Origin of the sequence: Bacteroides sp. CAG:189, assembly GCF_000432295.1 — a bacterium.
GTDB classification, from domain to species: domain Bacteria; phylum Bacteroidota; class Bacteroidia; order Bacteroidales; family Bacteroidaceae; genus Bacteroides; species Bacteroides salyersiae.
In genome coordinates this window covers 1-15,358 of sequence record NZ_HF990986.1, presented here as the reverse complement: position 1 = coordinate 15,358, position 15,358 = coordinate 1, and the positions used below count along the sequence as shown (strand labels likewise).

Sequence of the window (15,358 nt, the reverse complement as noted above, 5' to 3'; positions counted from 1 at the left end):
AAAACATGAATACCGTTACAAAACTGACACAAATTTTCACCGTTACACTGATTTTAGGAAGTACACTGAATTCATGTACATCCGGTGAAACACGACAAGAAAAAGTTTTAATGAGAGAACGCCCGGACTGTACACAAGCCAATGTTAACTATGCGGGAAACCGTTCCCCGTTAAGGCCGATGAATTTCATTAAACTTCCCGTGGGCGCCATACAACCGGAAGGATGGTTAAAAAAGTACCTGAATCTGCAAAAAGAGGGATTGACCGGACATTTGGGAGAAATCAGCGCATGGCTTGCCAAAGACAATAATGCCTGGCTCACCAACGGCGGCGATCATGGCTGGGAAGAAGTTCCCTATTGGCTGAAAGGATATGGCAACATGGCTTACATCTTAAAAGACGAAAAGATGATAAACGAAGCCAAAACCTGGATCGAAGGAGTATTCCGGAGCCAACAACCCAATGGCTATTTCGGCCCGGTAAACACCAGAAACGGTAAACCGGAGCTTTGGGCACAAATGATCATGCTATGGTGCCTGCAATCTTACTATGAGTATTCGCAGGACGAAAGAGTGATCAACTTGATGACCAATTACTTTAAATGGCAAATGACAATACCGGACGAACAATTTTTAGAAGACTACTGGGAAAACAGCCGGGGAGGCGATAATCTGCTAAGTGTTTATTGGCTCTACAATCGCACCGGAGATCGTTTTCTGTTGAAACTGGCAGAGAAAATCCACCGGAACACGGCTGATTGGACACGTCCTTCCACTCTGCCCAACTGGCACAATGTGAACATCGCACAATGTTTTCGCGAGCCTGCAAGCTATTATATGCTTACAGGCGATTCGACTCTACTGCAAGCATCCTACAATGTACACAACCTTATCCGACGGACTTTCGGGCAAGTACCGGGAGGTATGTTCGGAGCCGACGAAAATGCCCGCATGGGATACATTGATCCACGGCAGGGCGTAGAGACCTGTGGTATGGTGGAACAGATGGCTTCCGATGAAATCATGCTCTGCATGACCGGTGATCCATTTTGGGCAGAGCATTGCGAAGAAGTGGCTTTCAATACCTATCCGGCAGCTGTAATGCCCGATTTCAAAGCATTGCGGTATATCACCTGCCCCAATCACACCGTAAGCGATTCGGAAAACCATCATCCGGGAATCGACAACAGTGGTCCTTTCCTTGCCATGAACCCGTTCAGCAGCCGTTGCTGCCAACACAACCATGCACAAGGGTGGCCCTACTACAGCGAGCATCTGATACTGGCAACTCCCGACAATGGAGCCGCTATCGCATTATATGCAGCATGTAAGGCAACGCTCAAAGTAGCCGACGGACAGGAAATTACTCTTCATGAACAAACCAACTATCCTTTTGAAGAAAAAATAAGTTTCACCGTCAACACCACCGAAGATGTACGCTTTCCGTTCTACTTACGCATCCCTTCGTGGTGCGACCAACCGGAACTGGCCATCAACGGAAAACAAAAAGAGATCGATCCCATACCGGGAAAATATATTTATATTGACCGTACCTGGACCGATGGAGACAAAGTAGAATTGAACTTACCGATGAAGCTCTCCATACGTACTTGGCAAGTAAATAAAAACAGTGTCAGCGTAAACTACGGACCACTGACCCTGTCACTGAAAATTAATGAGGAGTACATCCAAAAAGACAGCCGTTCCACAGCCATATACGATTCCCGCTGGCAGGAAGGAGCAGATGCCACCCAATGGCCATCTTATGAGATTTTTCCAAAATCACCCTGGAACTATGCATTGGTATTGGACTCAAAAGTTCCCTTGAAAAACTTCAAAGTCATACGAAAGGAATGGCCATCGGACAATTTTCCGTTTACTGTTTCCAACGTGCCGTTAGAGGTGAAAGCCATCGGAAAGCAAATACCTTCCTGGACACTCGACAAGTACGGATTATGCAGCGAATTGCCCGAAACCAACGCCCCCAAAGGAGACAGGGAAGAGATCACATTGATACCGATGGGCGCCGCCCGGTTGAGAGTTTCTGCTTTTCCAAACACCTACGAATAAATCAACAACCATATAAACTAATCCTACCATGAACAAATTATTAACCGTAGCGCTATTGCTACTTATCAACATCTCTGACGGATTTAGCGAAAGTACTCCCCGCCCGGAGTATCCGCGCCCTCAATTCGAACGGTCGGAATGGATAAACTTGAACGGAACTTGGACTTTTCAATTCGACTTTGGTAACTCCGGCAAAGACCGTCAACTACAATCTGCGGAGAAATTTTCCAAAAACATCACTGTACCCTTCTGTCCGGAGAGTAAATTATCAGGCGTAGAGTATACCGATTTTATCAATCAAATGTGGTATCAGAGAAAGATTTCCATCCCGACAGACTGGAAGGGAAAGAAAATTCTTCTGCACTTCGGAGCTGTGGACTATCAAGCCGAAGTATTTATCGATGGCCAATTCATCGGACGACACATCGGAGGAAGTTCTTCATTTTGTATGGATCTGACCCGCTTTGCCAAAGCCGGAAACACTCACAACCTGATCGTATACGTGAAAGACGAACAACGTTCGGGTTTGCAAACAATAGGTAAACAATGCAATAATTTTTATTCCGGTGGTTGTTCGTACACCCGAGTTACAGGTATCTGGCAGACCGTATGGTTGGAAGCTGTAGCCCCGGCCGGGTTGAAAGCCGCAGTGATCCGCCCGGACATCGATCAGCAACAGTTCGTCATAGAGCCGGAATTTTACAATGAATCAGACGGTACGCTGGAAGTCACTTTGTTGGATGGACAGAAAACTATCGGCAGAAAATCTGTAAAATGTGCCAACAGTTCTACCGTCATCCTGCCTGTAAAAAAACCGAAACTATGGACTCCGGAAACCCCACACCTTTACGACATCATCTACCGCATAAAAGATACACAAGGACATCTCATAGATGAAGTAAAATCGTATGCCGGTATGCGCAAAGTACATACAGCCAACGGACTCTTCTATTTGAATAACGAACCTTACTACCAGCGTCTTGTACTCGATCAAGGCTATTATCCCGAAGGAATATGGACTGCACCGACGGACGAAGCACTGAAGCACGACATCGAGTTGGGAAAAGAATCCGGCTTCAATGGCGCACGTCTACACCAAAAAATATTTGAAGAGAGATATTACTATTGGGCCGACAAACTGGGTTATATCACTTGGGGTGAATCACCCAGCTGGGGTTCGGACGTCAATAACGAACTTGCCGTACGCAATTTTATCAGCGAATGGAGCGAAACCGTCATACGCGACCGCAATCATCCTTCACTTGTCACTTGGACGCCTTTTAACGAAACGTGGGGAGGTGGTCCGGATACTTATGTACGATTAATTCAGGACATATATCACATTACAAAAGCCATCGATCCCACCCGCCCCATCAACGATGCCAGTGGTGATAACCATGTACTGACAGATATCTGGAGCGTGCATAACTATACACAAGAAAAAGACAAGCTCATCGATGAATTAAAAATAACAGAGGGACAAGAACCTTATCGTAACTCACGCGATAAAAAATACTTAGCAGTATATGAAGGACAACCTTACATGCTGGACGAATTCGGAGGCATCCCCTGGATGGCGGCCACAGATCGTAACAATTCATGGGGATACGGTGGAATGCCTAAAGATGAAGAAGCTTTCTACCAACGCTTGGAAGGACAGATAGACGCCTTGATTGCTTCCAAACATGTATGCGGTTTTTGTTACACCCAATTAACAGATGTCGAGCAAGAGAAGAACGGTGTCTACTATTACGACCGTCGCCCGAAGCTGGACATGAAACGCATCAAAGCCATCTTCGAGAAAATACCAAGCAGACCGGCAAAATAACACCTACCAATCAAAGACCTGTTTAAATCTGCTTCCATCTCATTTTCAAAGACAGATAAAAAACAGGTTATTAACCAAGAAATATATAAACTATAAAACAGACCAAAATGAAAAGACACATTGCCTTAATGGCAACGGCTCTACTGCTATGCGGCGGTTCCTACGCACAAAATACGCAGCCGGAAAAAAAGCCTAAAGCCTACGTGGTTGCAGATGCGCATCTTGACACTCAATGGAACTGGGATGTGCAAACCACCATCAAACACCATGTATGGAACACCATCAGTCAGAACCTTCTTCTACTGAAGCAATATCCCGACTACATCTTCAACTTTGAAGGAGGGGTGAAATATGCCTGGATGAAAGAATATTATCCGGCACAATACGAAGAAATGAAAAAGTACATCCGAGAAGGGCGCTGGCACATCAGTGGTGCCAGTTGGGATGCCAACGATGTTCTTGTACCATCTACAGAATCAGTTATCCGTAACATTATGCTCGGACAGGAATATTACCGGCAAGAATTCGGTGTTGAAAGTACCGACATTTTTTTACCGGACTGCTTCGGTTTCGGCTGGACGCTACCGACCATTGCCGCCCATTGTGGATTGATCGGCTTCTCATCACAAAAATTGGATTGGCGTAACAAACCTTTCCACGGTAAAAACAAATATCCATTTACCATCGGGTTATGGAAAGGGATAGATGGCGCTTCCATCATGTTTGCCCACGGATATGATTACGGAAAAAGATGGGACGATGAAGATCTGTCGGAAAACAAACAACTGCTTGAACTGACAACACGCACTCCCCTCAACATGGTATATCGTTATTATGGTACCGGAGACATAGGCGGTTCGCCAACAATCGGTTCGGTACGTTCCGTTGAGAAAGGCATCAAAGGTGACGGCCCCCTCAAAGTGATCAGCGCAACCAGCGACCAGTTGTTCAAAGACTTCCAGCCTTATGATAACCATCCGGAATTACCCGTATTCAACGGAGAATTATTAATGGATGTGCATGGAACAGGATGTTACACATCACAGGCAGCCATGAAACTATACAACCGTCAAAACGAGCTTATGGGTGATGCAGCAGAAAGAGCGGCCGTAACGGCTGAATGGCTGAACCAGGCAAGTTATCCCGGTTCTACCCTTTCCGAAGCCTGGAAACGTTTCATCTATCACCAATTCCATGATGACCTGACAGGTACGAGTATTCCACGAGCATACGAATTTTCCTGGAATGACGAGTTAATTTCTCTCAAACAGTTTTCAAATGTCCTCACTTCCTCCATTCGTTCCATTGCCGGTCAAATGGATACACGCGTCAAAGGAACGCCCGTGATATTATACAATGCATTGGGATTCCCGGTACAGGATATAGCAGAAGTGGAAATCACCTTACCATCGGCTCCGAAAGGTATTACTGTTTACGACATGAACGGGAAAAAGGTAGCAGCACAATTGCTGAACTATGCTGACGGAAAAGCACAACTGCTGATAGACGCTTCCGTACCGGCCACCGGCTATGCCGTATATGATATCCGCACTTCGGGCAGTACAAACAACCCGGTTGACGTAGCCAATCACACAATCGAAAACTCTATTTACAAAATAACATTGGATGAGAATGGAGACATATGCTCACTCCTTGACAAGATCAACCACAAAGAATTGGTAAAGCAGGGAAAGGTAATTCGCCTGGCACTCTTTACTGAAAATGAATCACACCCTTGGCCTGCTTGGGAAATCATCAAAGAAACCATTGACAGGGAGCCGATTTCCATCACTGGAAATGTGAAAATATCACAAATTGAAAACGGCAATCTCCGTAAAACGCTCTGCATTGAGAAAACTCATGGAGAATCGGTCTTCAAGCAATATATACGGCTTTATGAAGGCAGCCGTGCCGAACGGATCGACTTTTACAATGAAGTAGACTGGCAATCGACCAATGCTTTATTAAAAGCAGAATTTCCCTTAAACGTGGAAAACCGGGAAGCAACCTATGATTTGGGGATCGGAAGTGTGAAACGAGGCAACAATACCGACACCGCTTATGAAGTGTATGCACATTACTGGGCAGACCTGACTCACCGGGACAACAGTTATGGTGTGTCGTTCCTGAACGACAGCAAATATGGTTGGGACAAACCGAACGACCATACCCTGCGCCTGACACTGCTCCATACACCGGGAACAACCCATAATTATGCTTATCAAGACCGTCAGGACTATGGCCACCACTGTTTCACTTACAGCCTCATCGGTCATTCCGGAGCATTAGATCACACAAGTACCGTAGAGAAAGCAGAACTCATGAACCAACGCCTGAAGGCCTTCCAAACCGACAAGCATAAAGGAACATTGGGTAAAGAATTCTCTTTCGTTACTTCCAACAACCGTAATGTAATTATCAAAGCAATTAAAAAAGCGGAAAGTTCGGACGAGTACGTAATACGTGTATATGAAACCGGAGGGAAAAGCATCCAACAAGCAACCTTGTCATTTGCCGGAGATATTCTCAGCGCCAACGAAGCCGACGGTACCGAAAAAAACATCGGCAACGCAACCTTTAATAGCAACCAATTGCAGATCCATATTAAACCTTACTCTATCCAAACATTCAAAGTACGCTTAAAGAAGTCAATGCAACCGGATTACCGGTCAGAATATGCCAACCTTTCGCTGAACTATGACCGGAAATGTGCCTCGTTCAATGAATTCCGAGGAGAGGCTAATTTTGAATCAGGATATTCATATGCAGCCGAGTTACTGCCGGATTCAATTTTTATCAATCAGGTACCTTTCCATTTAGGAGAGAAAGACAGTTTTAACGGCATGACCTGCAAAGGAGATACGATTCTCCTGCCATCCGGAAATACATATACACGCCTATACTTCCTGGCTGCCTCCGCATCAGACAACGACTGTGCCGCTACATTCTGCTGCGGAAAAAGCAAAACAGAACTTGTCATACCGTCGTATACAGGTTTCATCGGCCAATGGGGACACACCAATCATACGAAGGGGTATCTGAAAGATGCAGAAATTGCTTATGTAGGTACCCATCGGCATTCTTCCGGTGAAGACCACCCCTATGAATTCACCTATATGTTTAAGTTCGGTATCAATATTCCCAAAAGTGCTACGAGCATTATCCTGCCAAAAAATGATAAGATCGTCTTATTCGCTGCTACATTGGCAAACGAGAACCTGCCGGAAGTAACTGCTGCATCCAGGTTATTCCGTACAGCCATTAAAGGAAACCACACCGGTGTCCCTACTGATGATAATCCCAATAAAGAGAATCTGCTTAAGACTGCCGAAATCCTGTCATATTCGGGATATGCCAACCCATATGAAAAGCCGGAATACATGATTGACGGCAACAAGGATACCAAATGGTGTGATACCGGTATGACCCCGAATTACGTAGATTTCGACTTAGGTAAACAGCAGCACATCAGTGGCTGGAAACTAATCAACGCCGGAGAAGAAAGTCATAGTTATGTGACAAAAGGATGTTTCCTGCAAGGAAAGAATCATCCGGATGAAGAATGGAAGACCCTGGACCGGATTGACGGCAACAGTCGCAATAAAGTGGAGCGCCAACTACCCCAACCCGCGCAGGCACGTTATATCCGCCTTTTAGTAACTAACCCGGTACAAGACGCCGAAGGTAAAGATGCTCGTATCTACGAATTCGAAGTATACAAATAAGAATTGACAAGAGACCGGTAATCAATGTGCCAATTAGTATGCAAACAGATCTGACTACATTACTAATTGGCACATTTTCATTATCATCCTAATTACGCCCCTACATCCGGTCACCGATTCAGCCAAGGTTCCGGATTCAACTTTTCCTTTTCTTTTCTCAATTGGAAATGCAACACGGTACGTCCGTTATCAGTAGCATCCGAAAAGACCTGCCCGATAGCCTGCTTGGTTTTCACTGTATCTCCCGACTTAACAGACGCGGAAGACAGGTTACAATAAACTGAGATATAATTGCCGTGACGGATCAGAACATTAAATAGTCCATTCAGTTGGAAAACGGCAGCCACCTTACCGTCAAATATAGCCCTTGCCTGCGCTCCCGGCTTTCCTTGAATATCGATTCCTTTATTATCCAACTTTACATTCCGCAATCCTTCGACAGCATACTGTCCATAATGACTGGTAATAATATAAGGGCCGGAAATAGGCATGGGCAATTTACCACGATTACCGGCAAAATTACCGGATAACTCACGATCGGCCTTACTCATGCTATAAGCTTCCAAAGGAGCGGCTTTCTTCGTCGTTCCTCTTGAAGCGGAAGACGATTTACCCTCCTTGCTTTCCGCTTTCTTACGAGCCGCAGCCTCCCGGCGAGCCTCTTCGGCAGCACGCTTCCGGGCACGTTCTATCTCTTCGGCTATCAGCTTATCGATACGGGCATTAAGCTGATTGGCTTCACGTCTTTTCTTGCTTACTTCATTCTGAAGCCCCTTCTGCTTTTTTTGCAGGCTGGTAACCAATGCACGTTTCTCTTTCTCTTGGCTTTCGAGTTTCTGTTTCTCCAGTTCGCGGTCCTTCAACAGATTCTCTTTAGCCTTCTTGACCTGTTGCAACTCGGCCCTTTTCTTTTTAATCTGCTCTTGCTTCTTCAATATTTCTTCTCCCTGAAGCCGTTGATAAGTGGCATATTCACGTACATAACGAAGCCGGCGATAAGTCTGTCCCAAACTTTTGGCCGAAAAAATAAACATCAGTTTTTCTTCAACCGACTTATTCCGGTACAGGTATTGCACAGACGATTCATATTTCTTTTTCTTATCCTGCAAATCACGCTGCAACGTACGAAGCTGACGCTCCAATGCATTCAATTCTCGTTCAAGGGCTTCCACATCATTGTTGATGGCAAGAATGTAGCGTTTACGTTCTTCAATCTGCCCGGTCAGCAAAGCAAGACTATTTAACTGACTGCCTACGTCTTTCTTTGTATTTTTCAACAATGACTCCGTATCGGCAATTTGCTTCTGCAATTCGCCACGTTTGCTTTCCAGCTCTTTGATCAACTTACTGCTTTGGGCAGAAAGCGAAACAGCCCCCAAAAAGATACATGCCAATAATACAAAGATGCGTTTTATCATAACTTAGTCAGCATATTTAACAATTCCGTAAGCGGCACTTGAGTATATCTGTCGGAAATCTCCGTAGGAGTCATTACAAACTCTTTGGATGAAAAATCGTACAACCGTACTTTCGCTTTTTCCAAGGAAGGTATTCCTAATTCTTTACCACTCAATTCTGATTTCCCTTCAGGCAATGAAGCATCCAAAAGCAGTTTCTCCAATTTGGAAAATCGGGCCTCTTTGGGTAGAATATCATTCAATTCGCTACGCGAAGCACGAACATAACGCTTATTCATTCGGTCGACAAGCAGAATTTCATCGGGAGTTATCTCCAAACGGGCTATCTCTGTACGTAAAATAGGCATAAGAATGGAGAGTTGCACACGCTCGCCTCCCTTCATTTTCATCGTCCCTCCGGTAGTTATACTCCCATTTGCTCCGGAAGGTATAGTCAGTTGAAGCCTTGACGACAAATAGTGTGCTGTTTCGGGAACAGCTATGCCAGCAGCCTGCTTTGAACTGCGGCAACCGGCCAACCCAACCATTAGCAGCAACAAATATAGAATCTTCCTCATTCCGCAATATATTTCTTCTTCTTTATCTTTTCTTTCAACGTTTTCGACTGGCTACCCATATCCAGAGCTTGCTGCCAATATTTCAAAGCCCCATCCACATCACCGGTCATATAATAAATATCACCACAATGCTCTACGATGACATCACTTTTTTCCTGATCGCTTTTCATCGCATTATCAATGTAGATACGCGCCTCGGCATAATTCCCCTTTTCAAACAGTATCCAGGCATACGTATCAAGAAAAGTAGCATTATCAGGTTCGGCTTTTACCGTCTTATAACTCATTTCCTCGGCCTTGTCAAGATCACGCCGTTCTACCGACAGATAGTAAGCATAATTATTCAAAGCACCTATATTGGACGGATTGTAAACCAACGCGGAATCGTATGCATTGTATGCATCTGCCATCTGCTTTTTGGTATGATAAATATCACCCATGATAGAATAGAAATCAGACAAGACCTCTTTTTTACTGTCCGGTGTAGCATTCTCCAAAGCTTTCCGGCAGATGGCAAGCGCCTCATCATGACGCTCCGCCTGGTTATAGGCAATGGCCAGATAAAAATAGAACTCAAGCGCATCGGGAGTTGCTTCGATACCCGGTTCGCAGATTTTTATCACCTGGTCAAAATCACTCTTTTGTACGGCTATCTCCAAAAGCATCAAACGGGCAGCCTTATTAGTGGGATCGATCTGAACAACCCGTTCCAACACCGGTACGGAAGCTTCCTTCAAATTTTTAGCCCAAAGATATTGAGAATATAACATCGGAATCTGATCATCTTCCGTATCCTGCTGAAGAATCCGGTCGAAAAGCGAAATTACATCCGTACTGTCCGCTTCTGCCTGTTCATTCTGCGCAATGATCTGACGCATCACATTCAGTTTTGTATCTGCCGGCACTTTCTTATTCAGCAGTAGCGAATCGATTTGTTGCCTGTACAAATCCTTTTGCCCCGTCTGCTCATAATAAGATGCAAGAGAAAAACGGGCCATAACGTTATCCGGCTCGGAAGCAAGCACTTTTTGATAAATATCATAGGCTTCTTGCTGTTTACCATTTTGCATATATACATCACCCAAAATCACCTGATAACGCATATCCATTGGGTATTCTTTCACCAACCCTTCTATTTCACGGAAAGCGCTCTTATCATCCTTCATTTGCAAATAAATACGAAACTTCTCCATCGTAAGCTGCTCGTTTTTTCCGAGCTTCTCTTCCAGACGATCCAGTGTTTCGATCACTTTTCCATAATCTTGCTTCTGGTTGTATAAATCGATCAGAGCAAACAAGGCATCTTTCTTCGCAGGAAAACGGACTGCCATTGCTTCAAGTATATCTATTGCCTTCTCTTTCTCATCCTGTTGCTGATAAAGGCTGGCAAGTGCCTGATTGTACCAATAATTATCAGGTGCGTTCTCTACTGCCGCTTCCAAAGCAGCCTGTCCCTGCGGCACCTGCTTAAGAAACATATAATATTGAGAAATCTCATAAAGTGCCGAAGCGGCATAAGGATCGATAGTCAAGCAATGTTTCAGTAAATCAAACGCAGCATCATACTCCTTTTTTACTTTCAACCGGGTGGCTTCAAGGAAGAAATAGTCGTATTTGCGTTGTTGCTCAGGTGAAAGCGTTATCCGCTGCCGGGTTCCGGCAACATCCGCCTTTCCAATCCTGCGCGAAGAGCCACAAGAGATCAACATCCCTACCAATGTCAAAAGGAGTAACAATCTTATTTTCATTCGTTTTTCGTAATTTGTTATTTAATAATTTAGGAGTAAGTATGTGAGTAGTGTGTAGTAGTCAAGTAGTTAAGTAGTCAAGTAGCAAGTAGTCAATACTATCCGCTACTTACTACTTGACTACTTAACTACTTGACTACTACACACTACTCTCTACCTGTATGCCCGAAACCACCGGCACCACGTTCTGTCTCATTCAAGACATCCACTTCCTGCCATACAGCCTGCTCGTGACGGGCAATCACCATTTGTGCAATCCGTTCGCCATCTTCAATAACAAACGTCTCAGTGGAAAGATTTACTAAAATGATGCAAACTTCTCCGCGATAATCCGCATCTATAGTACCCGGAGAATTCAAGACAGTAATACCTTTCTTTAAAGCCAAACCGCTACGGGGACGTATCTGTGCCTCAAAGCCTTCAGGAAGCGCAATGTACAAGCCGGTCGGCACAAGACAACGTTGCATGGGAGCCAGTGTAAGCGGTTCCGACAGATTTGCTCTAATATCCATTCCAGCAGAGAGTCCGGTGGCATAAGCCGGAAGCGGGTGCTTCGATTTATTGATAACTTTCACGTTCATATTCAGCATGTTTACTATTTAACGGGCGAAAATACATAATTTGTATCGAATTTCCGTACATTTGCAGTTAAATAATGTGCGAAAACAGAACAAGACATCGCCAAATAGTAAATTGTAAACCGTCAAATAGTAAATAAAAAGATGGATTGGAGGAAACTGATCTCAGCAAAACGTTTCGGAATGGAAGAATTCCATGAAGACAGACAAGAAAACCGCTCGGAATTTCAAAGGGATTATGACCGGCTTGTTTTTTCGGCCCCTTTCCGCCGTCTGCAAAATAAGACACAGGTATTTCCTCTGCCCGGCAGTATCTTTGTCCACAATCGTTTAACGCACAGTCTGGAGGTTTCGTGCGTTGGCCGTTCGTTGGGTAATGATGTATCCAAAGCAATACTTACCCGCCAGCCGGAACTGTACGATTCGTTCCTGCCGGAAATAGGTTCTATCGTATCCGCCGCTTGTCTTGCACACGATTTGGGCAATCCCCCTTTCGGCCATTCCGGGGAAAAAGCGATTTCTACTTTCTTCTCCGAAGGAAAAGGGCAGTTCCTGAATGAGCAAATCTCCCCGGTGGAATGGGATGATTTGACACATTTTGAGGGAAATGCCAACGCATTCAGATTGCTTACACACCAATTCGAAGGACGGCGGAAAGGAGGATTCGCAATGACCTATTCTACCCTTGCTTCAATCGTAAAATACCCCTTTTCATCGAGTCTTGCAGGAAATAAATCCAAGTTCGGTTTTTTCACCAGTGAAGAGGAAGGATTCCGGCGCATAGCCACAGAATTGGGCTTAATACAGCTCAACGCTCATCCTTTAAAATATGTCCGACATCCATTGGTATATCTGGTAGAAGCGGCAGATGATATCTGTTATCAAATGATGGATATCGAGGATGCCCACAAATTAAAGATTCTGACCACCGATGAGACAAAAGAATTACTTCTGGCCTACTTCAGTGATGAGCGAAAAGAACATATCCGCAAGACCTTCCATATCGTCAGCGACAACAACGAACAAATTGCCTACTTGCGTTCTTCCGTCATCGGATTATTGATAAAAGAGTGTACTAAGGTATTCCTCGAACACGAATCCGAAATATTGTCCGGAACATTTGAAAATCCTCTTATAAAAAGAATATCGGAAAGACCGGCACAGGCTTATAGACGCTGTTCGGAGATTTCGTTTGCAAAAATCTACCGGTCACGCGATGTGCTCGACATCGAACTTGCCGGTTTCCGGGTTATCAGCACATTATTGGAGTTGATGATCAATGCCGTCACCTCCCCGGACAAAGCATACTCGCAACTTCTCATCAACCGCGTATCCGGGCAATACAACATAAAATCGCCCGTACTCTATGAAAGAGTACAGGCGGTACTTGATTATATTTCGGGAATGACCGATGTCTTTGCTTTAGACCTTTACCGCAAAATTAACGGCAACAGTCTTCCTGCGGTGTAAATACTTTATTAACCCCAGAGGTCAATTTACATTCGTCGGGATGATTCTCAATGAACGATTGGATGTGACGCATACGTTTATCCTCAAGGATCTCGTCTACTGCTATCAATATACCGGTTTCTTCCACGTCACCGAATTCATAATTGATAGCGGTACCGAACATACGCATGGTAGGGCTCAAACTCATATATGCATTGACTAATGGCGGGATATTATAACCCAACTTGCGGATTTCACAATTCAATATTTTATAATCATCCTTAAACGAGTCTTTACTAAAGATCCCTGCGAGTTCCTTTTCTTCCGTCTCCATAACCAACGGCTGCATCGGAGTAATCAGCTTGTCCTTATCACCGAAATGCTTCTTCAGGAAATAAAGAATCATATCGCGTCCTTGGCGGTGGTAACTCGGATACATCGTCACTTTCCCAAAGAAATACTTCACATTGGGCATTACCACAGTCAACGCTCCCAAACCATCCCATAAATTATCCAAAGCAAACAAGCCTTTGCTTCCGGCACGGGTAGACTGATATTCCAGCGTAACGAACGAACGTCCCAGTTCGATGGTAGTAGGCAAATATTCTTTAAGGAACTTTTCCGAGAAATTGAACATATGGGATGTTGCCAGTATCGGCGCTCCCTTTTCATCAAACCGTACATCCGTGCCTAACAGATAACGATATCCTCCCAATATTTCTTCCGCTTCAGGATTCCATACAATGAGTTGCTTATAAGGATTCTCCATTGTATCGTATTCATCAATATCCATGGAAAGGCCTGTACCACCTCCGGCAGCACGAAAAGCTATTTCACGCAAACGGCCGATTTCTTTCATTACATTCGGAGCATTCTGAGCAGTAATAATATAAATCTGATTATTACTTTTATTGGTCATGCGTAACCGTTTATCCTCTGTCAATTCCGCTTTTAGTAGCTCTTTGCTTATCGGTTTAATAATCTCTTCCATATTCCTCGTTAGTGTAATTGTTCTTTTTCTCTTCTTACAGTTTATATACGATGTCCTTCACGTATTCCGCCCATTGCGCCGGTGTTTTCGATTTATCAAATGTCTGCCAAGGAATCGGTTTTCCAAAAGTGACTGTAAATGTCTTATGACGGTTTTTAAACATTTCATCCGCCAGATAAAGCATGGCAATGTTAAATTTAATACCCAATGCCTTGCATATATTGGCCAGATTATAAAAGAAATCGGAGTTCCGTCCTCCGAAATGTACAGGTACCACATCGCGCTGAGCCTGCACACTCTTTACTATAAATGTCTTTTTCCACTCCAAGTCACGAATCACTCCGTTCCGACGCCGCGAACAAAGTCCTGCAGGAAACATAATCAACTGGTCATCCGATTTAAATCCCGCTTCCACCATCTTCGGAAAATCTTTTGCCTGTTTCCCGGTCTTATTGATAGGAATACAAAGCGGTGCCAGTCCTCTGAGATTCATTAATAAATCATTGACCAGATATTTCACCTTTCCATTGTAGAATTTACCGAGAACATAGCCCAAAGCCACTCCATCCTGTCCGCCCAGTGGATGATTCGATACAAACGTATATAATCCCTCTTTAGGTAAGTTTTCTTCTCCCCTTACTTCTACCTTGGCATCCAGAAAATCAAGCGAAGCTTCTAAAAAGTCAACACCTAACTTGTCTTTTGACTCTTGAAGAAAGACATTGATCTCCTCTTGATGCACGATTTTCTTCAAATAAGAAATCAGAAATTTAGGGATATATTTATACCGCTTCGGAGCTTTTGCCCGAAGTATCTTATCGATATCTATTAAAAACAAAGAGTCGTCAGTCATTCGTTATAGATAAAATGATTGTGCAAAATTAATTGTTCTTTTCTATTAATTGCAATAATTTGGCAGAAAATGCTGGATCAAGGTTTGCAATGCGAAAAAATAACGCCCGAAAACTATCAAAAATGACCTGAAAACTATCAAT

General features: G+C 44.1%; 10 protein-coding genes. 4 read left to right on the top strand and 6 right to left on the bottom strand.

Translation table 11 applies throughout. From position 1 onward, the window contains the following. Positions 1-5 precede the first annotated feature (5 nt). The 3 genes from QVP90_RS01325 (at position 6) to QVP90_RS01315 (ending at position 7,622) form a co-directional block, all read left to right on the top strand. Positions 6-2,069, top strand: a complete 2,064-nt coding sequence (locus QVP90_RS01325) for a beta-L-arabinofuranosidase domain-containing protein (protein WP_005927079.1) — start codon at positions 6-8, stop codon at positions 2,067-2,069. Between the two features lie 28 nt (positions 2,070-2,097). Further along, positions 2,098-3,897 (top strand): glycoside hydrolase family 2 protein, encoded by a 1,800-nt coding sequence (locus QVP90_RS01320; protein ID WP_007479089.1) that lies wholly within the window; start codon positions 2,098-2,100, stop codon positions 3,895-3,897. A 107-nt stretch (positions 3,898-4,004) separates the two neighbouring features. Beyond that, positions 4,005-7,622, top strand: a complete 3,618-nt coding sequence (locus tag QVP90_RS01315) for a glycoside hydrolase family 38 C-terminal domain-containing protein (protein WP_021935475.1) — start codon at positions 4,005-4,007, stop codon at positions 7,620-7,622. 110 nt (positions 7,623-7,732) lie between these two features. Here QVP90_RS01315 and QVP90_RS01310 read toward each other — a convergent pair whose 3' ends face one another. The 4 genes from QVP90_RS01310 to dut all read right to left on the bottom strand — a co-directional run bounded on the left by QVP90_RS01310 (position 7,733) and on the right by dut (position 11,926). Next, positions 7,733-9,040 (bottom strand): murein hydrolase activator EnvC family protein, encoded by a 1,308-nt coding sequence (locus tag QVP90_RS01310; RefSeq protein ID WP_021935474.1) that lies wholly within the window; start codon positions 9,038-9,040, stop codon positions 7,733-7,735. Beyond that, positions 9,037-9,597 carry a DUF4292 domain-containing protein gene (locus QVP90_RS01305; protein ID WP_021935473.1) on the bottom strand — a complete coding sequence of 187 codons (561 nt, stop codon included), beginning with the start codon at positions 9,595-9,597 and terminating at the stop codon, positions 9,037-9,039. Before QVP90_RS01305 ends, QVP90_RS01310 begins: the two co-directional genes overlap by 4 nt. After that, complete coding sequence (locus tag QVP90_RS01300) at positions 9,594-11,345, bottom strand: tetratricopeptide repeat protein (RefSeq protein WP_130058164.1); 1,752 nt, start codon at positions 11,343-11,345, stop codon at positions 9,594-9,596. Before QVP90_RS01300 ends, QVP90_RS01305 begins: the two co-directional genes overlap by 4 nt. A gap of 146 nt (positions 11,346-11,491) precedes the next feature. After that, positions 11,492-11,926, bottom strand: coding sequence for a dUTP diphosphatase (gene dut / locus QVP90_RS01295; RefSeq protein ID WP_005927097.1), 435 nt, complete (start codon positions 11,924-11,926; stop codon positions 11,492-11,494). Positions 11,927-12,067: 141 nt separating this feature from the next. Here dut and QVP90_RS01290 point away from each other — a divergent pair, with 141 nt between their 5' ends. Beyond that, positions 12,068-13,393 (top strand): deoxyguanosinetriphosphate triphosphohydrolase, encoded by a 1,326-nt coding sequence (locus QVP90_RS01290; protein ID WP_021935471.1) that lies wholly within the window; start codon positions 12,068-12,070, stop codon positions 13,391-13,393. Here QVP90_RS01290 and QVP90_RS01285 read toward each other — a convergent pair. Both QVP90_RS01285 and QVP90_RS01280 read right to left on the bottom strand, forming a co-directional pair. Beyond that, positions 13,365-14,363 carry a GNAT family N-acetyltransferase gene (locus QVP90_RS01285; protein ID WP_005927104.1) on the bottom strand — a complete coding sequence of 333 codons (999 nt, stop codon included), beginning with the start codon at positions 14,361-14,363 and terminating at the stop codon, positions 13,365-13,367. The genes QVP90_RS01290 and QVP90_RS01285 overlap by 29 nt on opposite strands. Before the next feature lie 34 nt (positions 14,364-14,397). After that, positions 14,398-15,216, bottom strand: a complete 819-nt coding sequence (locus QVP90_RS01280) for a 1-acyl-sn-glycerol-3-phosphate acyltransferase (protein WP_005927108.1) — start codon at positions 15,214-15,216, stop codon at positions 14,398-14,400. Positions 15,217-15,358 lie beyond the last annotated feature (142 nt).